Origin of the sequence: Streptomyces sp. NPDC050732 (assembly GCF_040654255.1) — a bacterium.
Taxonomy (GTDB): Bacteria; Actinomycetota; Actinomycetes; order Streptomycetales; family Streptomycetaceae; genus Streptomyces.
In genome coordinates, this window is sequence record NZ_JBFAHP010000008.1 from 21345 (window position 1) to 40912 (window position 19568).

The following is a 19568-nucleotide window of genomic DNA, read 5'->3' on the forward strand; positions in this document are numbered from 1 at the left end:
GGGTCGTACCAATCCGTTTATCGGATTGGTAAAGAACCCCCGCCGCGTCTGTCCCCGGCGCCCCCCAGGCGCAAAGATCCCCGTACCGATCGACAGTGTTCGAATCTATGTGCGGGAGGCCTCACTTGAGAAGGACCCCAGGGAGCAGGCGGCGGACGGCGGTGCTCGGATCCGCGGGTGGTCTCGTCGTGGCGACGCTGATAGCGGCCGGCGTCGCCGCCCCCACGGCGAACGCCGACGTCGACGCGGACACCGCAGCCGCCGCGGCCCCCTCCGGCAAGGACCGTGAGGCCCGCGGCGCCGCCATCGCCGCGCAGCGTGCCGCGAAGGCCGGGATCGACTGGCGGGACTGCCCCGCCGACTGGGGTCTGGAGAAGCCCATCCAGTGCGGCTGGGTCACCGTCCCGCTCGACTACGCCAAGCCGGACGGCCGGAAGATCAAGCTCGCCGTCGACCGCATCGGCAGCACCGGCACCAAGGACGAGCGCCAGGGCGCGCTCCTCTACAACCCGGGCGGCCCCGGCGCCTCCGGCCTGCGCTTCCCGCGTCGCGTCGTCACCAAGAGCAAGCTCTGGGAGAAGACGGCGAAGGCGTACGACTTCGTGGGCTTCGAGCCGCGCGGCGTCGGCCACTCGGCGCCCGTCTCCTGCGTGGACCCGCAGGAGTTCGTCAAGGCGCCCAAGCTGGACCCGATCCCTGACAGCGAGGCCGACAAGCGCGCCCAGCGCAAGCTCGCCGCCGAGTACGCGGACGGCTGCCAGGAGCGCAGCGGTGACCTCCTCCCGCACATGACCACGCCCAACACGGCCCGCGACCTGGACGTCATCCGCGCCGCGCTCGGCGAGAAGAAGCTGAACTTCCTCGGCGTCTCCTACGGCACCTACCTGGGCGCGGTCTACAGCACCCTCTACCCGACGCACGTGCGCCGCATGATCTTCGACTCCGTGGTCAACCCGCGTACGGACAAGATCTGGTACGAGGTCAACCTCGACCAGGACGTCGCCTTCGAGAAGCGCCTCATCGACTGGATGACGTGGGTCGCGAAGAACGACGCCGCCTTCCACCTCGGCGACACCTACGACAAGGTCCGCGCCCAGTGGGACAAGCTGCGCGCCACCGCGAAGAAGCAGCCCCTGGACGGCGTCGTCGGCCCGGCCGAGCTGCACTCCTACTTCCAGAACGCGCCGTACTACGACTCGTACTGGGTCGAGATCGCCACGAACTGGAGCAAGTACGTCGCCGGCGACCCGAAGCCCCTCGTCGAGGCGGCGAGCCCCGACATGGCCGACACCGCGGGCAACATCGCCCAGGAGAACAGCAACGCGGTCTACACGGCCGTCGAGTGCGCCGACGCCAAGTGGCCCCGCAGCTGGAAGAAGTGGGACCGCGACAACACCCGCATCCACCGGACCAGCCCCTTCTTCACCTGGGGCAACGCCTGGATGAACCTGCCGTGCGCGACCTGGTCGAGCAAGCAGCAGCGCCCGCTGGAGATCCGGACTCACAAGGGCCTGCCGCAGACGCTGATCGTCCAGTCCACCCGTGACGCCGCCACGCCCTACCCCGGCGCCGTCGAACTGCACAAGCGCCTGAAGGGCTCGCGCCTGGTCACGGAGAAGGACGCCGGTTCGCACGGCATCACCAACATCGCCAACCCGTGCCTCAACGACCGCGTCGACAGCTACCTGTTGACCGGCAAGCTCGACGCCTCCGACGTGACCTGCGCCCCGCACGCCACGCCGAAGCCGTAACGCGTACGACGCGGAGACGGACGGGCCGCCACCGGGGCGATTCCCAGTGGCGGCCCGTCGCTCGGGTCCATGACTCCGGACAGGCCCCGGAAAGCCCTCTCCTCGCAACGCTCCAGCACGGCAGACCCTTCACCGGACCTACCTGATCCTCGCCCGGACCAATCCGGTCGGCATGTCCAGTACGCGTCCGCCGGCCCCGGCCGGGGCGGCCTCGACATGGTTCTCCTCGACCAGGGTGCGAGGGCGGGGGAGCGGCGCTCAGCTCAGAGGCAGCTTCGGGAACTTGCGGCGCTCCCTCGCGCCCGCCGCCGCGCGCTCGCGCTCGGCCTCCGCCGCCTCCTCCGCCTTCACGACGGCCGCGTACTTGTCGACGTACTCCTGCCCGGAGAGCCCGAGGATCGCGTACATGATCTCGTCGGTGACGGCCCGGAGGACGGCCTTCTCGTTGTCCATCCCCACGTACCGGGAGAAGTCGAGGGGCTCGCCGAAGCGGATCGTCACCCGCTTGAGGTTCGGGACCTTCTGGCCCGGCGGCTGCGCCTCGAACGTGCCGATCATGGCGCACGGAACGACCGGCACCTGAGCCTTCAGCGCCATCGCCGCGACGCCGACCTTGCCCTTGTACAGCCGGCCGTCGTGCGAGCGCGTGCCCTCCGGGTAGATGCCGAGCAGCTCGCCCTTGCGCAGGACGCCGAGGCCCTCACGGATCGCCGCCTGCCCCGCCTCCTTGCCGGACCTGTCCACCGGGATCTGCCCGGCGCTGCGGAAGAACGCGGCCGTCAGCCGGCCCTTGATGCCCGGTCCCGTGAAGTACTCGGCCTTCGCGAGGAACGTGATGCGGCGCTTGATGATCGCCGGCATCAGGAAGTGGTCGGAGAACGACAGGTGGTTGCCGGCGACGATCGCCGCGCCGGAGTCCGGCACATGCTCAAGGCCCTCGATTCTGGGCCGGAACATCAGCCGGAGGAGTGGGCCGAGGATCACGTGCTTGAGCAGTAGGTAGAACATGGCGTCAGCCTTCCCCCTGGTCCCGGTGCCGACGCACAGTAGTCAATCGGTGGCGCGGATGCGAGAGCCCGTTCGGGCCCTTGCGCGGGGCCGAGCGGGGGAACGAGCGGCGCGGCGACTCGCCGGGCGACACGTACGAAAGGTGCCCTGGGCTCTCCCCGGCGTCGCCGACGCCACGGAACGTCACCGCCTCAGTCGGCACAGCAGTCGACGTCGCAGTCGTCGTCGCATCCGACCTGTATCTCGGAGGTTCCCCATGCGCCCGTTCGCCCTCGCCGCCGCCCTCCTCTCCCTCGGCTCCCTCGGCGCGCTCGCTCCCGCCCACGCGGCGGACGCGCCCGAAGCCCCGAAACGCGGCCTCTTCCTCACCGTCACGGGCGCCCAGAACACCTGGATCCGCGGTGTGCTGCTGCGCTGCGAGCCCGGGGCGACGGGGCCCCACCCGCAGGCGGCCAAGGCCTGCGAGGCGATCGCTCGGGCGAAGGGGGACTTCGACGCGCTGCCCGACGACCCGCACGCGTGCACGAAGGAGTACGAGCCGGTCAGCGTGAGGGTGACCGGCTCGTACAAGGGTCGGCCGGTCGGCTGGCGCAAGACGTACCCGAACGCGTGCGCCCTCGACGCGGACACCGGCCACGTCTTCCGCTTCTGAGCCCTCTGTTCTCGCGCTCCGCGCTTCGTGGCGGCTGTCGCGCGGGACCGCGCTCATGTGGCGCGCGACAGCACCATCGCCAGTGTGATCAGACCGAGCACGACCCAGCCGAACCACAACCAGCCGTTGCTTCCGAGCGCCGCTGTATAGGCCGTCACCATGACCAGGCCTCCGATGGTGAACCCACCCATGGTCTTCGTGGAACCGGGCATCGCTCAGCCTCCTCCCGGCAGTCCGCGGCGCCGACGCGCCCGGACCGCGGTCCGAAGACCATCGTGACCCGGGAAGACCCTCTGGCGCTAGCGTCCGCGAGCGGCCAGTGAGGCCAGATAGGCGTTGTACGCCTCCAGCTCCTTGTCACCGTCGCGGTCCGCGGCACGGTCCTTGCGGCGCGCCTCACGGTCCTCGGAGCGCCGCCACTGGAAGAGCAGGGCGACCAGGACCACCACGGACGGGATCTCGCTGAACGCCCAGGCGATGCCGCCCGCCGCCTCCTGGTCCTCCAGCGCGTCGATGCCGAGCGAGGCGGGCGGGTGCATGTACGTGCCGATCATCGGCTGCGTCGCCATCATCAGCGCGATGCCGAAGAACGCGTGGAACGGCATGCCCGCGAACAGCTCCAGCATCCGCATGATGTAGCCGGGCCGGTGCGGCCCCGGGTCGACGCCCATGATCGGCCAGAAGAAGACCAGGCCGACGGCGAGGAAGTGGACCATCATGCCGATGTGGCCCGGCTTGGAGCCCATCAGCGTGTCGAAGAGCGGCGTGAAGTAGAGCGCGTACAGGCTCGCGATGAACAGCGGGATCGTGAACGCGGGATGCGTGATGATCTTGATGTAGCGGCTGTGCAGCAGCCAGAGCAGCCACTCGCGCGGGCCCTTGCTGCCGCGGGAGGCGACCGGCAGGGCGCGCAGCGCCAGCGTGATCGGCGCGCCGAGCAGCAGCAGGATCGGCGACAGCATGCTGATCACCATGTGCTGCACCATGTGCACGCTGAACATGACCATGCCGTAGTCGTTGAGCTTGGTGCACATCACGAGCAGCACGGTCAGGATGCCGAGCACGAACGCGATCGTGCGGCCCACCGGCCACTTGTCGCCGCGCCGCACGAGCCGCGCCACACCCCACCCGTACAGGGCGAGCGCCACCAGGCAGCCGATGAGGAAGAAGGGGTCGGCCGACAGTTCGAGGCCTCGCCCCAGCGTGAACGGCGGCAGATCCATGTTCATGCCGTGCCCGCTGTGATCCATCCAGTGGCTCCTGATTCGTGCGGATTGTGCGACGTGTGTCCGCACCAGAGTAGAACCGCCCCCGGCCGCTGGTGCGACCGGGGGCGAGTAATACGCGGGTGACCGCGCTAGAGCACGCACTCCGCTTCGGCGTACCGCTCCTCGGGCACGGTCTTCAGCGTCTCGACGGCCTCGGCCAGCGGCACCATCGTGATGTCCGTGCCGCGCAGCGCGGTCATCCTGCCGAACTCGCCGCGGTGCACGGCCTCCACGGCGTGCCAGCCGAAGCGGGTCGCGAGGACGCGGTCGTACGCGGTGGGGGTGCCGCCGCGCTGGACGTGGCCGAGGATGACCGGGCGGGCCTCCTTGCCGAGGCGCTGCTCCAGTTCGAGGGAGAGCTGCCGGGCGATGCCCGCGAACCGTTCGTGGCCGTAGACGTCCTTGTCGCCCTCGTCGAACTTCATGGAGCCCGCGCGGGGCTTGGCGCCCTCGGCGGCCACGACGATCGCGAACTTCTTGCCCGCGGAGAAGCGTTCGCCGACCTTCCGCGCCAGTTCCTCGATGTCGAAGGGGCGCTCCGGGACGACGATGGCGTGCGCGCCCGCCGCCATGCCCGAGTGCAGGGCGATCCAGCCGGTGTGCCGCCCCATCACCTCGACGATGAGCACACGCTGGTGCGACTCCGCGGTGGTCTTGAGGCGGTCGAGGGCCTCGGTCGCGACGCCGACGGCCGTGTCGAAGCCGAAGGTGACGTCCGTGACCGCGATGTCGTTGTCGATGGTCTTCGGCACGCCGACGATGGGCAGGCCCGCGTCGGACAGCAGCCGGGCCGCCTTGAGCGTGCCCTCGCCGCCGATGGGGATGATCGCGTCGAGGCCGAGCTCGGCGACGTGCCCCCTGGCGCGCTCCACGCCGTCCCGCAGGTGCGCGGGCTGGACGCGCGAGGAGCCGAGGATCGTTCCGCCGCGGGCGAGGATGCCGCCCACCGCGTCGAGGTCCAGCTTGCGGTAGTCGCATTCCAGGAGGCCTTTCCAGCCGTCGTGGAAGCCGATGACCTCGTCGCCGTGGTCCACCACCGCGCGGTGCACGACGGAGCGGATGACGGCGTTCAGACCGGGGCAGTCGCCGCCGGAGGTCAGGACACCAATGCGCATGGCCCGGAATACCTTTGCAACGTGGGTCGGTGACCGGACCACGTCGTCCGGCTGGATCCCCGCCACCCTATAGGCGCCGGGGGGCGGGGCCGCACCTCGCGTCCGAAGGCTGGACGGCCCCGCTCACATGTGCGGGCGGGGCGTCAAGCGGGCTTCGTGCCGGGGTGTTACGCGGGCTGCTGCGCGGCGTTGATGCGCTCGGAGCGCAGCGCCTCGTACCAGCGGTCGTCCGTCGGCGGCAGCGCGTTCACATCGAGGGCCAGCTTGAGCAGCAGGTCCGCGATGAGCGGGTTGCGGGCGAGGACGGGGCCGTGCATGTACGTCCCGAAGACCGTGCCGTTGTACGCGCCCTCGGTGCCGTCGCCCGTGCCGTTGCCCCGGCCGAGGGTGACGCGGGCGAACGGACGCGCGGCCGGGCCGACGTGCGTGATGCCCTGGTGGTTCTCGAAGCCGGTCAGCGGGGGCAGGCCCAGCTGCGGGTCGATGTCGGCGAGCACGTCGCCGACGCACCGGTCGCCCTCGCCGCGGGTGGAGACCACGTCGAGGAGACCGAGGCCGGGCTCGCGCTGGCCGAGGTCGTTGATGAACTCGTTGCCCAGGATCTGGTAGCCGGCGCAGACCGAGAAGACGATCGCTCCGTTGCCCACCGCGCGCTGCAGGCCGCCGTCGCGGCGCAGCCGCTCGGCCGCGAGCCGCTGCGGGCGGTCCTCACCGCCACCGATCAGGTAGATGTCGCCGGAGGTGGGCACCGGCTGGTCGCTGCGCACGTCGTAGCGCTCGACCGCGAGGCCGCGCTGGTGGGCGCGGCGCTCCACGACCAGGGCGTTGCCTTGGTCTCCGTACGTGCTCAGCAGGTCGGGGTAGACCCACACCAGCCGCAGGCTGTTGTCGCTCATGCTCATGTCCTTATCCGGGCGGGTCAGTTGCCGACGCGGCGGCGCAGGTCCTGGAACGCGGTGTAGTTCGCGATCGTCTCGATGCGTCCCGGCGGGGCGAACTGCACCGCCTCGTCGACGCTGTCGCAGACGCGGAAGTCCAGGTTCGCGACCTCCAGGCGGACGGCGAGGTCCAGCTTGCGGTCGCCGAGCACGAAGATCGGGTGACCGGCGAGGCGGGTGTAGTCGACGTCCCAGAGCCAGGAGGTGTCCGTGCCGTCCGCCCCCCGGGCGTTCACGGAGAGGATCACCGGGGTCGGCGGCGGGTCGATCAGCGAAAACGTTTCGAGCCAGCCCGCCGGGTTCTTCGCGAGGAGCAGGCGCAGGTCGCGGCCCTGGAACTGCACCACGTCGTAGCGTCCGGCGACCGCCTGCACCTGGTACATCCGCTCCAGGGCGACCTGGGGCGGCACGCCGAAGACGGCGGCGACGGCGGCCGAGGTGGCGGCGTTGGCCTTGTTGGCGCGGCCGGGGAGCTGGAGGTGGATCGGCCAGGCCGAGCCGTGCGGGTCCAGGACGTGGTCGCCGGAGAGCACCCAGCTGGGCGCCGGTCGGCGGAAACCGCACTCGCCGCAGAACCAGTCGTCCCCGGGGCGCTGCATGACGCCACCGCAGGACGGGCACGACCAGGCGTCGTCCTTCCACTCCTGGCCGGCGGCCACCCACACCACGTTCGGCGAGGAGGAGGCCGCCCAGACGACCAGCGGGTCGTCCGCGTTGGCGATGACGACGGCCTTGGAACCGGCCAGGCCCTCGCGCCACTTCTCGGCGAGCATGCGGGTCTCAGCGGCGCGGTCGAGCTGGTCGCGCGAGAGGTTCAGCAGGGCGATCGCCTTGGGGTCGACGTCACGGGCGACGCCCGCGAGGTACTTCTCGTCGACCTCGATCACGCCGAACCTGGCGTCGGACCCGCCGGCGAGCGCCGAGGTGATTCCGGCGGGCATGTTCGCACCGAGCGCGTTCGAGACGACCGGGCCGCTGGCCCGCAGCGCCTCGGCGATCAGACGCGTGGTGGTCGTCTTGCCGTTGGTGGCCGACACGAGGACCACGTCCAGGTGCGTGGCGAGCCGCCCGAGCAGCTCGGGGTCGAGCTTGAGCGCGACCTTGCCGCCGATCACCGATCCGCTGCCGCGGCCGGCAGCCCGCGACACCGCCGCGGCCGCCTTGCCCGCCGTCACGGCCAGCTTGGCCCGCGGCGACAGCGGGTCCGTGTTGCCTGACATCTGTCGAGATCCTCCTTGCGTACGGCGCCGCGCCTGCCCCCGGCATCGTTTCGCTGCTCAGCCTATCGAGATCCACTGACAAGCCCGAATCACGGCACCACCTCGGCACCTCGGCGGTGCCGCTCCGTCCCCTGGACCGTACTCTTGCCGCCATGCGACACGGCACGATCCCGGGCGCCTCGGGGCGCGTACGACCTCTGACCCTGCTCGGTGACCCCGTGCTGCACACGGCCTGCGAGGAGGTCACCGACTTCGGCCCCGAACTGGCGCGCCTCGTCGAGGACATGTTCGCGACGATGTACGCCGCGCGCGGCGTGGGACTCGCCGCGAACCAGATCGGCGTGGGTCGGCGGGTCTTCGTCTACGACTGCCCTGACGACGAGGACGTCCGGCACCTCGGGCACGTGGTCAACCCGAGACTCGTCGAGGTCGACGGCGTGACGGTGCGCGGCCCGGAGGGCTGTCTTTCGCTGCCGGGACTCGAAGCGGGCACGCCGCGTTTCGACCACGCCGTGGTCGAGGGCGTCGATGTGCGGGGGGAGCCGGTGCGGGTGCACGGGACGGGCTGGTTCGCGCGCTGTCTCCAGCACGAGTGCGACCACTTGGACGGCGGTGTCTACACCGACCGCGTCACGGGCTGGCGGCGCCGCAGGGTGCTGCGGGCCGCCGCCAAGGCCTCCTGGAACTCCTGAGGGACTCGGGACCTGTCTCAGAACCCGGGACCGCCGACACGGTTGCCCGCCGCCGCGAGCCGCCCCCACAGCAGGTCGGCGAGGCTGCGCACCAACTGGGCGCGTGAGCACGGCCGTTCGCCGAGCCACCAGTCGCCCGCCGCGTGCATCATGCCGACGATGCCGTGCCCCCACACGCGGGCGAGCTGGGCGCTCTCCGGGCCGAGGTCGACGCGCTCCTCGATGACCTCGGCGAGCTCCTCGCCGAGGCGGCGCAGCAGGGGGGCCGAGTGCAGGCCGACGTCGAAGCCCTGCTCGCCGGGGGAGGGGGCCTCCGACGGATGCATGAGGAAGCGGTAGACCTGGGGGCGTGCCTCGATCGCCGAGAGGTAGGTGTCGAGCGTCGCCTCGACCCGCTCCCTGCGCTCGGCGGGCGCGTCGAGGGCGGCGCGCAGGGCTTCGAGGAGTGCGTCGGTGTGCCGCTTGGCGAGCGCGGCGTAGAGGCCGCCCTTGTCGCCGAAGTGGCGGTAGAGGATCGGCTTGGTGATGCCCGCCTCGGCGGCGATGGCGTTCATCGAGGCGCCGGGGCCGTCGCGGAGCACGACCCGGTCGGCGGCCTCCAGCAGCTCTCGCCGACGCCGCTGATGATCCGCGGACCGTGGCTGATCGGTCCGCTGCGTGGTCTCCATCGTTTCTCCCCGCCCGTGCTGAATCGGTGACGCACGCGCAACGTAACACCCGGCCGTCCGGGGGCACCGAACGGGCCGCCGGAGGTTGACATGGACTACTGGCCGGTAACAGACTGCGGTTACCGCAAGTAACGTCCCAGTCGATCGCACGTCGCGGTTGATCGCAGGTCCTGGAGGGGTCATGGCCGAGTTCACCATGGAGCTCAACGACGAACAGAAGGAAGTCCGGGACTGGCTCCACGGATTCGCCGCCGAGGTGATCCGCCCCGCGGCCGCCGAATGGGACGAGCGCGAAGAGACCCCGTGGCCCATCATCCAGGAAGCGGCCAAGATAGGGATCTACTCGCTCGATTTCTACGCCCAGCAGTTCTTCGACCCCACCGGCCTCGGCATCCCGATGGCCACCGAGGAGATCTTCTGGGGCGACGCGGGCATCGGCCTGTCCATCATGGGCACCGGCCTGGCCGCCGTCGGCGTGCTCGCCAACGGCACCGAGGAGCAGATCGGCACCTGGATCCCGCAGATGTACGGCGACGTGAACGACGTCAAGGTCGCCGCCTTCTGCTCCTCCGAGCCCGACGCGGGCTCTGACGTGGCGGCCATGCGCACCCGCGCCGTCCACGACGAGGCCAAGGACGAGTGGGTCCTCAACGGCACGAAGACCTGGGCGACCAACGGCGGCATCGCCAACGTCCACGTCGTCGTCGCGGTCGTCGACCCCGAGCTCGGCTCGAAGGGCCACGCCTCCTTCATCGTCCCGCCGGACACCCCGGGACTCTCCCAGGGCCAGAAGTTCAAGAAGCACGGCATCCGCGCCTCGCACACCGCCGAGGTCGTCCTGGAGGACGTCCGCGTCCCCGGCCACTGCCTGCTCGGCGGCAAGGAGAAGCTCGACGAGCGCCTCGCCCGCGCCCGCGAGCGCGCCAGGACCGGCGGCGAGCGCGTGAAGAACGCCGCGATGGCCACGTTCGAGGCGTCCCGCCCGGCGGTCGGCGCCATGGCGGTGGGCACGGCCCGCGCCGCGTACGAGGAGGCCCTGGAGTACGCCAAGACGCGCACCCAGTTCGGCCGCCCCATCATCGACAACCAGGGCGTCGCCTTCCAGCTCGCCGACATGCGCACCCAGATCGACGCGGCCCGCCTCCTGGTGTGGCGCGCCTCCTGGATGGCCACGACCGGCAAGAAGTTCGAGTCGGCCGAGGGCTCCATGTCCAAGCTGTACGCGAGCGAGGTCGCCAAGAAGGTCACCGCGCAGGCCGTGCAGATCCTCGGCGGCAACGGCTACACCCGCGAGTACCCGGTGGAGCGCATGCACCGCGACGCCGCGATCTACACCATCTTCGAGGGCACGAGCGAGATCCAGCGCCTGGTCATCGCGCGGACGCTGTCGGGGATGCCGATCCGCTAGCCCGCCGCGCGGGCGCGGACCGAGTAGATACCCTTACGGCTGGTACACATACGGCGTCGTCGTGCAGAGCGTGGTGAAGCCGAGGCGGTCCAGGATCGGGCGGCTGTCGGCGGAGGCGTCGACCTGGAGGTAGCGGTAGCCGCGCTCCACGGCGATCCGGGCGCGGTGGGCCACCGTCGCGCGGTAGATGCCCTTGCCGCGCCACCGAGGGTCGGTGCCGCCGCCCCAGAGGCCGGCGAAGTCGGTGCCGGGGCGGAACTCCATCCGGGCTCCGCACACCGGTCGGTCACCGGCCATGGCGACGACCGCGACGATGTCGTCGGGCGCCTCGGCGAGCTGGGCGAGCACGCGCCGGGCGAGGTGCTCGCTCAGCGCGGCGTCGCCCTCCCCGAAGGCCGCGAGGTGGGCTTCGGCCATGAGACGCACGCCCTCGGCGTCCGTCACCGGGAGCAGCCGCACGCCGTCGGGCAGTTCGGGTCCCGCGGGCAGCGAGGCGGCCTCGGCGACCATCACGGTCTCCACGGGGTCGGCCTCGAAGCCGGCCGCGAGGAGGCGCTCGGCGAGGTCGGCGGGCCGGTCGTAGGAGTGCAGCTTCCACTCGAACTCGCGGCCGACCTCGGTGTAGTGGCGCACCTGCTCCGCTATCACGGCGTCCGCGGTCGACGCGTCGATGTCGGCCCACAGGACGCCGTTCCAGTCGTGTGCCGAGCCGGTCACCCGCACGACACCGCCGGTCCGCTCGACCCGCGTGTCGCCGCCCTCGCCCTGCGTGTCGTGCCGAATCTGCCGGTCGTACGCGGTGAGTACCGCTCCATGATCCATGGGGTCACCTCAGCAGGGCGGTGGGGCGGCGGCAAGCGATTTAGAAGGCGCTAGGCCCGCCAGCGGCAGCGTGCGGCCGCTGTGGCGAAGCCGGGGCCGAAGGCGATGGCCGCGCCGGGTGCGCCGTCGTGCGGGGGATCGGCGTGGGTGCGTTCCAGGACGCGCAGAACGCTCACGCCACCGAGGTTTCCCTCGTGGCTGAGGGTGTCCGTGGAGTGCCGCGCGGCGTGTTCGTCCAGGCGCAGGGCCTCCGCCGTGTCGGCGATGATGCGGGGGCTGCCGGGGTGGATGACGGCGAAGTCGGGCTGCCGCGGCCCGAGCCACTCCAGGAGCGGGGGCAGCACGTCGGTGACGGCGGCCAGGACCTGTTTCGTGGAGTCGAAGTGGATGCCGTCCGCGGAGAGCCGGCCGCGCTGCCGTTCGAGACTGTCCGGCAGGACGTACTCGAAGGTGTCCTCGATGGTCAGTCCGGGGCCCAGCGGTGTGCCGGTGACGACCGTCGCGGCGGCCGCGTCCCCGAACAGCGCCTTGTAGATCATCGATTCGATGGTGGTGTCGCTGTGGTGGTAGATGCTGGACAGCACCTCGGCGGCCACCACGAGGACCTTGCTGCCCGGTCGCGCGGCGACGAGGTCGGCGGCGCGGGTGAGCGCCTGGATGCCGCCCGTGCAGGCCACCGTGGCGAGTGCGACGCGACGCAGGTCGGGGCGGAGGCCGAGCCGTGAGACCAGGCTGATGTCGAGGTGGGGGACGGCCCAGCTCGTGGTGTGCGTGGTGACGATCGCGTCGATGTCCCGTGCGGCGAGCCCCGCGTCGTCCAGGGCCGCGAGCGCGGCCCGTTCCGCCATGGCGAGCGCGTCGTCGAAGGCGGTGCGGACGCGCTCCCCGACGTCGGCGGTGCCGGAGACGGTGGGGGAGTCGAGGGGGCGGGTGAAGTGGCGGGTCCGCACACCGCTGTTGCCGATGACGCGGAGTATCGCCCGGAGGCGCGGGTGGTCGGCGTGGTGCGTGCTCACATCGTCGGCTATCTCGGCCGTGGTGACCTTGTGGTCGCCGACGACGGTACGGGGTCTGAGTACGTGAGCGGTCACGAGGCGGCTCCCCGAGGATCGGCAGAGCGGGTGGGGATGTGGCCAACGTACTGCAATGTGGTGAGATTGCCCTGTTGGGCGGAGTTTGCGCGGTGGGCCGGTCGGGGCCGGACGCGTCAGTCCGAGCGGAGAATGGACGCGCGCGAGTGGGTGCGCTGCGTCCCGCGGTGGAACACCAGGATCATCAGCCGGGAGCCGGGCGCCGTGAGGGGCTGGGCGGCACACATGGTGACCCAGCCGGGGCCTTCCAGGGCGTGCAGCAGGGGGCGCTCGTCCCCGTCGGGGTGCGGGTGGGAGTTGCCCGCGGTGTAGAGGTCGGCGATCTCGGGATCGGCGAGGATCTCCTTCTCGATCTGCCGCAGTATGTCGTCGTCGGGCCTGGTGGCGAGCGCCGCCCGCAGCTGCGGCAGCACCATCGGGGCCCAGGCGGTGTGCCAGTTGGTCAGCGTCTCGCGGCCGTGCGGGTCGAGGAGCATCCAGCGCAGTGTGTTACCCGGCACCTTGCCGTTCGGGAACATGCCCGCGAAGGCCGTGTTGCAGGCGAGCATCTCCCAGGACGCGTCCGTCACGTAGGCCATGTGCCCGATCCCGTCGACGGCCTCCTGCCAGACTCCGGGCACCTCCTTGCCGGAGGAGAGGTGGAGCGGTCCCGGCGGGTCCTGAAGCAGTGCGTAGCGGCAGAGGGAGACCCACTCCTGTTCGTTGAGCCCGAAGAGGCGGGCCACGTCCCGGAGCAGCGAGGTCGGCGGATTGGGGTAATTGCCGGACTCCAGGCGGTGATACGTCCCGAACGTGCGGTGGAGCAGCTGGTCGACCTGGTGCTGGGACAGGCCCGGGGCGCGTCGGCCCTGACCTGTGGGGCGGGCGAAGCCGTGCGATTCGGGGGCTATGAGGGCGCGTCGTTCGCGGAGCAGAGCGCGGAGCGCCGTCTTGTTCATGGTGGGTAATCCCTCTTGGTGCACGCCGAGTTGGAGCGTGATCAGTCTAAATATTCACATCGGCTTTGGTAGTAAACATTGCCCGAAGAAAACGATCAGTCGCTGGGGCATCATGGAGCGTGCGGGGTCACCGACCTGCAGGTTTGATCGTCGGGTGGCGCCCGTGCGCAACAGCGGGGCATCTTGTCCGGGGAGCCTGAGAATGGCTGAAATTCCCCGGCATTGGGTACCCCCTAGGCCTACTGGGGCCGATGCGGGAAGCGTGTGGGACAACTGTTCGTATTTCGGCCCGAACCGAGTCGTCGGAGTGGTCGGAATCGGAGCAGCGCAGGACCGCACGGCTCCACTTTCCGCGCTGGTTCCGTAGGATCCCGGCTGCGGTCGGTGCCGTCACTCGCCATTACGTAGCGGCCACGGTACCGGCCGCCCGTGGGTGTTCCCGGGCGGATGCCGTGGCCGCTCTCGCCGCAACTCCGTGGCCGCTCCCGGCCGGACCCGGTGGCCGGACTCGGCCGGATCCGCTCACATCGAGCGTGATCCCGGCATCCCGGCTCACCTCGATCGTGCCGGGCGGATCACGCGGCCGTGATGTGCTCCTCCGCCTGCGCCAGGATCTCCGTGACCCGCAGGCCGAACCTGACGTCGCACGGGTGCGCCGTGCCGCTGCCCGCGGACTCGACGAGCTCGTCGACCGCCGTCCGGAACGCCTCGCCCGGCTCCCACGTCGGCAGCACGACGGTGCCGCTCTCGCCGCGCAGTTCCACGGTCAGTCCCGCGCACTTCGCGGGCGCCGTCAGGCTCAGCGTCGCGGTGCTGGACGCGCCGCCGGTGTGCCGCAGGATCAGGTGGGCCGTGTCCCCGGGCCCCGGCGCGGCCGTCACGGCGCTCACGTCGCCCAGTACGGGCATCAGCATCGACAGGGCATGCGGGCCCACGTCCCACAGGCCGCCCCGGCTCGCCCGCCACGGCGACGAGAAGGCCTCGGTGCCGTCCGGGCCGTAGAACGAGCCGTACCAGTCGGCGCGGCCCGTGAACCAGCCGCCCGTGGAGACCTGTTCGGACAGCCAGGCCGACGTCTCGGAGGCGAAGCGCAGCGTGAAGAAGACCACGGACGCCACCCCGGCCCGCTCCACCGCCGCGGCGAGGTCGCGTGCCCCGTCGACGGTTGTGGCCACCGGTTTGTCGAGCAGCAGATGGCAGCCCGCCGCCGCGGCCCGCGCGGCGAGCGGCGCCTGTACGTCGGGCGGTACCGCGAACGCCACCGCGTCGCTGGCGGCGAACAACTCGTCCACGTCCGTGTACGCCGTCGTCTTGTGCGCGCCGGCGAGCGTGGCCGCCGCCTCGGGCCGGCGTCCCCAGACGCCGCTGAGGTCGACGCCCGGGTGCCGGGCCAGCGCGGGGGCGTGCGTGGCGGAGGCCCAGGGGCCCGTGCCCACCAGGCCGATACGGAGTCGATTCATGGGCGGCAGTATGACTGAAGCCGCTCCACGTGACCTCCCGCGGCGGGGGCCGCCCGTCCGGCGAGGCGGTTCACGGCCATGCCGGGGGCGATCCCGGGGCACTCCGGGCGGGACAACGGAATCTCCGATTCCATCGGCCGCGGGCCGAACTCCCGGCGGTGAATTGTAATTCACCTAATACTGCCCACCCCTATGGGGAATTTGAATTCACCATAGGGGTGGGGCCGGAGAGGCGATGGGATGGTGGGGGGAGATGCCATGGGCGCCATGAGGCCTGTTCCGGCACCGCCGGGTGACGTGCGAGGACCGCGCGTCACCCGGCTGACCGTTCCTGTCCTGGCCTTCGGTGGCATCCTCATGGCCGTCACGCAGACCGTGGTCGTGCCGCTGCTGCCCGATCTGCCCCGGCTGACCGGCAGCTCGGCCGGGGCCGTGTCCTGGCTGGTCACCGCGACGCTGCTGGCCGGTGCGGTCCTCACGCCCGTCCTCGGCCGGGCCGGCGACATGTACGGCAAGCGCCGCGTCCTGCTGCTCTCCCTCGGCCTGATGGCCGCGGGTTCGGTGCTCTGCGCGCTCACGTCCGACATCCGGCTGCTGATCGCGGCGCGCGCCCTGCAAGGCGCCTCCGCCGCGGGCCGAGCTCGCCGCGGGCATGTTGCTCGGGCTCGGCGTGATGTATGGCATCGCACGCGGCCCGCACCTGCGCGCTGCGGAGATCGACGAGATCACCGACCGGTACGCGCCCGCGGTGCAGGCGTTCCCGACCCCGCCCTGACCCCGGCCTTCGGCGCGACGGCGGCAGACCGGTTCGCGCCCCGTCGTACGACGACGACCGCCGCGAGCCCGACGGCCAGACCCGAGACCGTCTGCGGGCCGAAGGGCTCACCGAACATCAGGGCACCCCAGAGCGCGGTCACCGGAGCCATGAGGAACATCAGGGTGTTGACCTGGGTGACCCCGGAGCGCCGCAGGATCAGCCAGTACAGGCCGTATCCGCCGAAGGTGGAGAGCGCCACCAGCCATCCGATCGCCGTCCAGAACGACGCTTCGGCCGGCGGCGTCGCGGCCCCCGCCGCCAGCGCGAGCCCCGTGAAGACCACGGCACTGGTGACGCAGTGGACGGTCATCGCCACCGAAGGGCCGACCGGGCGGGGCGCGCGCCGGTCCAGGAACGTCGCCGCCACCAGCGAGAACATGCCGAGGAACGGCACGAGATACGCCCACCACGGGGCGTCGCCACCGCCGGCGAAGTCGGCGGCCGTGACGATGACGACTCCGCTCACGCCGAGGCCGAGCCCGATCCACTGGGTGCGGGAGACGTACTGGCCGAGCAGCGGCCCGGCGAGGGCTCCCGCGACCAGCGGCTGGGTGCCGTCGATCAGCGCGGTCGTCCCGCTGGAGACGCCGAGCTGGATGGCGTAGTACACGGTGAGGAGATAGCCGCTCTGCGACAGTGCGCCGACAGCCGCCTGCCGTCCGAGGTCACGCGCCGTCAGGCCCCGCCAGGAGGCGCGCGCGAGGACCAGGGCGACGAGCCCGAGGACCACGGCCAGGGGCAGGAAGCGCCACATCAGGACCGTCACCGCGGACGCGCTGCCGGCGCCCAGCTTGGCGCCGATGAACCCGGAACTCCAGGTGAGTACGAATGCGGCCGACAGCAGGACGTTCATGGATTCCTCCCCGTCGTGTCATGCGGCTGGGTGAGCCATGAGTAAACCGATCTGTATACCTCGCTCCGAAAGTGAGTATACAGATCGGTTTACTTTGGGCCTACTATGGATTCATGGGCGACGACAGACACGGAACGGAAGAAGGCGGAGCGGTGGCGGCGCCGCGGCGCATCGTCATGACGCCGGGCGCACGCCGCGCACTCGACGCCGCGGGGCGGCTCTTCTACCAGCGAGGCATCCATGCCGTGGGGGTGGATCTGATCGCCGCCGAGGCCGGGGTGACGAAGAAGACCCTGTACGACCGCTTCGGATCCAAGGAGCAGATCGTCGTCGAGTACCTCGCCGGGCGGGACGAGCGCTGGCGGGCCTTCCTCACCCCGTATCTGGAGGCCGCGACCTCGCCGGGCGACCGGATCCTCGCCGTCTTCGACGCTTCGCGGGACTGGGCCGATGAGTTCTCGGGCAAGGGTTGCAGCATGGTCAACGCGCACGCCGAGATCAGTGACCCCGCCCACCCCGCGTACCCGATCATCACCGGCCAGAAGGCCTGGATGCTCGCGCTCTTCACCGGGCTGGCGGGGGAGATCGCGCCGCGCGGGGCGGCGCGCCTGGGGCGGACGCTGATGCTGCTGCACGAGGGCGCGCTCGTGGCGCACGGGCTCCAGGTGTTCCCCGCCGCGGTCGAGCAGGCGCGCGAGGATGCCGCGAGGCTCCTGAAGGCGGCCGAAGGGGATCGTTGAGGATCGTTGACAAGTTTTTGCCGATGGCCGGAATGTTTCGTTCCGTCGCATGGGCAGCCCGCGTGCGGGGGCGGGCTGGACGGGCGGCGCTCCCGCTCGGCGCCCTCGACGCGGCTCTGGCCTTGGTAAAGAGCGGCTGGAATGGCCGGGGTCGGTGAGGTAGCCGCGCCCTCCGACGCATTGACCGTACGCAATCGGAGGCGCACGCTGCACACATAGGTGCTAGTTACACCTAGTTCGGCGAACGGAAGGAATGCGCATGTGCGGCATCACCGGCTGGGTCTCCTTCGACCGTGATCTGACGGCCGAGTCCACCACCCTGGACGCCATGACGGAGACGATGTCCTGTCGTGGACCCGACGACCGCGGCACGTGGACCGGCGGCCCCGCCGGGCTCGGACACCGCCGGCTCGCGATCATCGACCTGCCGGGCGGGCGCCAGCCCATGACCGTCGAGACACCGACGGGCACCGTCGCCCTGGTCTACTCCGGGGAGACCTACAACTTCACCGAGCTCCGCCGCGAACTGACGGGCCGCGGCCACCGGTTCACCACCGAGTCCGACACCGAGGTCGTGCTGCGCGGTTACCTCGAATGGGGCGAGGCCCTAGCCGAGCGGCTGAACGGCATGTACGCCTTCGCGATCTGGGACGCGCGGCACGACAGGCTCGTCATGATCCGGGACCGCATGGGCATCAAGCCCTTCTACTACTACGAGACAACTGACGGCGTCCTGTTCGGCTCCGAACCCAAGGCGATCCTCGCCAACCCGCTGGCCCGGCGCCGCGTCACCCTGGACGGCCTGCGGGAGATCTTCACGGTCGTCAAGACGCCCGGTCACGCCGTGTGGGACGGCATGCGCGAGGTCGAGCCGGGCACCGTCGTCACGGTCGACCGCGGAGGGCTGCGCCGGTACGTCTACTGGTCGCTGGAGACGCGTCCGCACACCGACGGCCGCGACGCGTCCGTCGCGAAGGTGCGGGAGCTCCTCGACGACATCGTGCGCCGCCAGCTCGTCTCCGACGTGCCGCGCTGCACGCTGCTCTCCGGCGGCCTCGACTCCTCGGCGATGACGGCGCTCGCGGCGCGTCAGCTGGCCGAGGCGGGCGAGACGGTACGGAGTTTCGCCGTCGACTTCGTCGGCCAGGCCGACAACTTCGTCGCCGACGAGCTGCGCTCCACGCCCGACACGCCCTTCGTGCACGACGTGGCGAAGTCGGCCGGCACCGAGCACCGCGACATCGTCCTGGACTCGCACGCCCTGGCCGACCCGGACGTGCGCGCCAAGATGATCCGGGCGCGGGACATCCCCATGGGCTTCGGCGACATGGACGCCTCCCTCTACCTGCTCTTCCGCGCCATCCGCGAGCACTCCACGGTGGCGCTGTCGGGGGAGTCCGCGGACGAGGTCTTCGGCGGCTATCTGCAGTTCTTCGACGAGACGGCGAGGACGGCCGACACCTTCCCCTGGCTGGTGCGGTTCGCCGACCACTTCGGGGACGACGCAGGCGTCCTGCGCCCCGACCTGACCGCCGCGCTCGACCTCCCCGGCTACATCAAGGAGAGCTACGCGACAGCCGTCGCCGGTATCCAACGCCTGGACGGCGAGAGTGACTTCGAGTACCAAATGCGGAAGATCTGCCATCTGCACCTGACGCGATTCGTCCGCGTCCTGCTGGACCGCAAGGATCGTGCGAGCATGGCCGTCGGACTGGAGGTGCGGGTCCCGTTCTGCGACCACAGGCTGGTCGAGTACGTGTACAACACGCCGTGGGCGCTGAAGTCCTTCGACGGCAGGGAGAAGAGCCTGCTGCGCGAGGCGACGGCCGATGTGCTGCCGCGGTCGGTCTACGACCGGGTGAAGAGCCCGTACCCGTCCACGCAGGACCCCAAGTACGCGGTCGCGCTCCAGGGCCACGTCAAGGAACTGCTCGCCCGGCCGGGCCACCCGGTCTTCGAACTGGTGGACCGGGAGCGCGCCGCGCGGGCCGCCGAGCGGGAGGCGCCGCAGATCACGCAGGCCTCGCGCCGCGACCTGGAGCGGACGCTCGACCTGGCGCTCTGGCTGGACCTCTACACCCCGGAGATCACCCTCACCTGACCCCCACGCCCCTGACCTCCACACCC

18 protein-coding genes and 2 pseudogenes are annotated in these 19568 nt (G+C 70.9%); 8 read left to right on the forward strand and 12 right to left on the reverse strand.

Features of this window, described 5'->3' with window-relative positions:
- The first annotated feature begins 107 nt into the window (after nucleotides 1-107).
- Nucleotides 108-1751 carry an alpha/beta hydrolase gene (locus AB0H82_RS09215; protein ID WP_362990471.1) on the forward strand — a complete coding sequence of 548 codons (1644 nt, stop codon included), beginning with the start codon at nucleotides 108-110 and terminating at the stop codon, nucleotides 1749-1751.
- 258 nt (nucleotides 1752-2009) lie between these two features.
- Here AB0H82_RS09215 and AB0H82_RS09220 read toward each other — a convergent pair whose 3' ends face one another.
- Nucleotides 2010-2759 carry a lysophospholipid acyltransferase family protein gene (locus AB0H82_RS09220; RefSeq protein ID WP_362990472.1) on the reverse strand — a complete coding sequence of 250 codons (750 nt, stop codon included), beginning with the start codon at nucleotides 2757-2759 and terminating at the stop codon, nucleotides 2010-2012.
- A gap of 256 nt (nucleotides 2760-3015) precedes the next feature.
- Between AB0H82_RS09220 and AB0H82_RS09225 the strand changes: the two genes are divergently transcribed.
- On the forward strand, nucleotides 3016-3411 hold the full coding sequence (locus tag AB0H82_RS09225) for an SSI family serine proteinase inhibitor (protein ID WP_362990473.1): 396 nt from the start codon (nucleotides 3016-3018) through the stop codon (nucleotides 3409-3411).
- A 53-nt stretch (nucleotides 3412-3464) separates the two neighbouring features.
- Here the strand turns inward: AB0H82_RS09225 and AB0H82_RS09230 are convergent, their stop codons facing one another.
- The 5 genes from AB0H82_RS09230 to AB0H82_RS09250 all read right to left on the reverse strand — a co-directional run bounded on the left by AB0H82_RS09230 (nucleotide 3465) and on the right by AB0H82_RS09250 (nucleotide 7952).
- The gene (locus tag AB0H82_RS09230) at nucleotides 3465-3623 is read right to left on the reverse strand and encodes a hypothetical protein (RefSeq protein WP_362990474.1); all 159 of its coding nucleotides are present in this window, start codon (nucleotides 3621-3623) and stop codon (nucleotides 3465-3467) included.
- Nucleotides 3624-3710: 87 nt separating this feature from the next.
- Entirely contained in the window at nucleotides 3711-4661 is a 951-nt protein-coding gene (locus AB0H82_RS09235) for a cytochrome c oxidase assembly protein (RefSeq protein ID WP_362990475.1), read from the reverse strand.
- Between the two features lie 107 nt (nucleotides 4662-4768).
- Nucleotides 4769-5794, reverse strand: a complete 1026-nt coding sequence (locus AB0H82_RS09240) for a 6-phosphofructokinase (RefSeq protein ID WP_362990476.1) — start codon at nucleotides 5792-5794, stop codon at nucleotides 4769-4771.
- A 167-nt stretch (nucleotides 5795-5961) separates the two neighbouring features.
- Nucleotides 5962-6690: a glutamine amidotransferase gene (locus AB0H82_RS09245; protein ID WP_362990477.1), complete on the reverse strand. Its 729-nt coding sequence runs from the start codon at nucleotides 6688-6690 to the stop codon at nucleotides 5962-5964.
- 23 nt (nucleotides 6691-6713) lie between these two features.
- Nucleotides 6714-7952, reverse strand: coding sequence for a MurT ligase domain-containing protein (locus AB0H82_RS09250; protein ID WP_362990478.1), 1239 nt, complete (start codon nucleotides 7950-7952; stop codon nucleotides 6714-6716).
- A 152-nt stretch (nucleotides 7953-8104) separates the two neighbouring features.
- Between AB0H82_RS09250 and def the strand changes: the two genes are divergently transcribed.
- On the forward strand, nucleotides 8105-8644 hold the full coding sequence (gene def / locus AB0H82_RS09255) for a peptide deformylase (RefSeq protein WP_362990479.1): 540 nt from the start codon (nucleotides 8105-8107) through the stop codon (nucleotides 8642-8644).
- Between the two features lie 17 nt (nucleotides 8645-8661).
- Here the strand turns inward: def and AB0H82_RS09260 are convergent, their stop codons facing one another.
- On the reverse strand, nucleotides 8662-9312 hold the full coding sequence (locus AB0H82_RS09260; protein ID WP_362990480.1) for a TetR family transcriptional regulator: 651 nt from the start codon (nucleotides 9310-9312) through the stop codon (nucleotides 8662-8664).
- 181 nt (nucleotides 9313-9493) lie between these two features.
- Here AB0H82_RS09260 and AB0H82_RS09265 point away from each other — a divergent pair, with 181 nt between their 5' ends.
- Nucleotides 9494-10720, forward strand: a complete 1227-nt coding sequence (locus AB0H82_RS09265; protein WP_362990481.1) for an acyl-CoA dehydrogenase family protein — start codon at nucleotides 9494-9496, stop codon at nucleotides 10718-10720.
- Between the two features lie 33 nt (nucleotides 10721-10753).
- Here the strand turns inward: AB0H82_RS09265 and AB0H82_RS09270 are convergent, their stop codons facing one another.
- From AB0H82_RS09270 to AB0H82_RS09285, 4 genes are all read right to left on the reverse strand, one after another.
- A complete protein-coding gene (locus AB0H82_RS09270; RefSeq protein ID WP_362990482.1) occupies nucleotides 10754-11542 on the reverse strand; it encodes a GNAT family N-acetyltransferase in 789 nt (262 codons plus the stop codon).
- Nucleotides 11543-11592: 50 nt separating this feature from the next.
- Entirely contained in the window at nucleotides 11593-12633 is a 1041-nt protein-coding gene (locus tag AB0H82_RS09275) for a PhlD (protein WP_362990483.1), read from the reverse strand.
- Between the two features lie 116 nt (nucleotides 12634-12749).
- Nucleotides 12750-13571: a helix-turn-helix domain-containing protein gene (locus AB0H82_RS09280; protein WP_362990484.1), complete on the reverse strand. Its 822-nt coding sequence runs from the start codon at nucleotides 13569-13571 to the stop codon at nucleotides 12750-12752.
- A 575-nt stretch (nucleotides 13572-14146) separates the two neighbouring features.
- Nucleotides 14147-15031, reverse strand: a complete 885-nt coding sequence (locus AB0H82_RS09285; protein ID WP_362990485.1) for a Gfo/Idh/MocA family oxidoreductase — start codon at nucleotides 15029-15031, stop codon at nucleotides 14147-14149.
- Nucleotides 15032-15298: 267 nt separating this feature from the next.
- Between AB0H82_RS09285 and AB0H82_RS09290 the strand changes: the two are divergent.
- A pseudogene (locus AB0H82_RS09290) lies at nucleotides 15299-15664 on the forward strand (MFS transporter); the annotation flags it as partial.
- Nucleotides 15663-15806, forward strand: a pseudogene (locus AB0H82_RS09295) (TetR/AcrR family transcriptional regulator); the annotation flags it as partial. The pseudogenes AB0H82_RS09290 and AB0H82_RS09295, both read left to right, overlap by 2 nt.
- Here AB0H82_RS09295 and AB0H82_RS09300 read toward each other — a convergent pair.
- Entirely contained in the window at nucleotides 15757-16701 is a 945-nt protein-coding gene (locus tag AB0H82_RS09300; RefSeq protein WP_362990487.1) for a DMT family transporter, read from the reverse strand. The pseudogene AB0H82_RS09295 and the gene AB0H82_RS09300 overlap by 50 nt on opposite strands.
- 176 nt (nucleotides 16702-16877) lie before the next feature.
- On the opposite strand from AB0H82_RS09300, the gene AB0H82_RS09305 reads away from it, so the two are divergent.
- Together AB0H82_RS09305 and asnB are read left to right on the forward strand one after the other, a co-directional pair.
- The gene (locus AB0H82_RS09305; RefSeq protein ID WP_362990785.1) at nucleotides 16878-17441 is read left to right on the forward strand and encodes a TetR/AcrR family transcriptional regulator; all 564 of its coding nucleotides are present in this window, start codon (nucleotides 16878-16880) and stop codon (nucleotides 17439-17441) included.
- 259 nt (nucleotides 17442-17700) lie between these two features.
- A complete protein-coding gene (gene asnB / locus AB0H82_RS09310) occupies nucleotides 17701-19542 on the forward strand; it encodes an asparagine synthase (glutamine-hydrolyzing) (RefSeq protein WP_362990489.1) in 1842 nt (613 codons plus the stop codon).
- The last annotated feature ends 26 nt before the right edge of the window (nucleotides 19543-19568 follow it).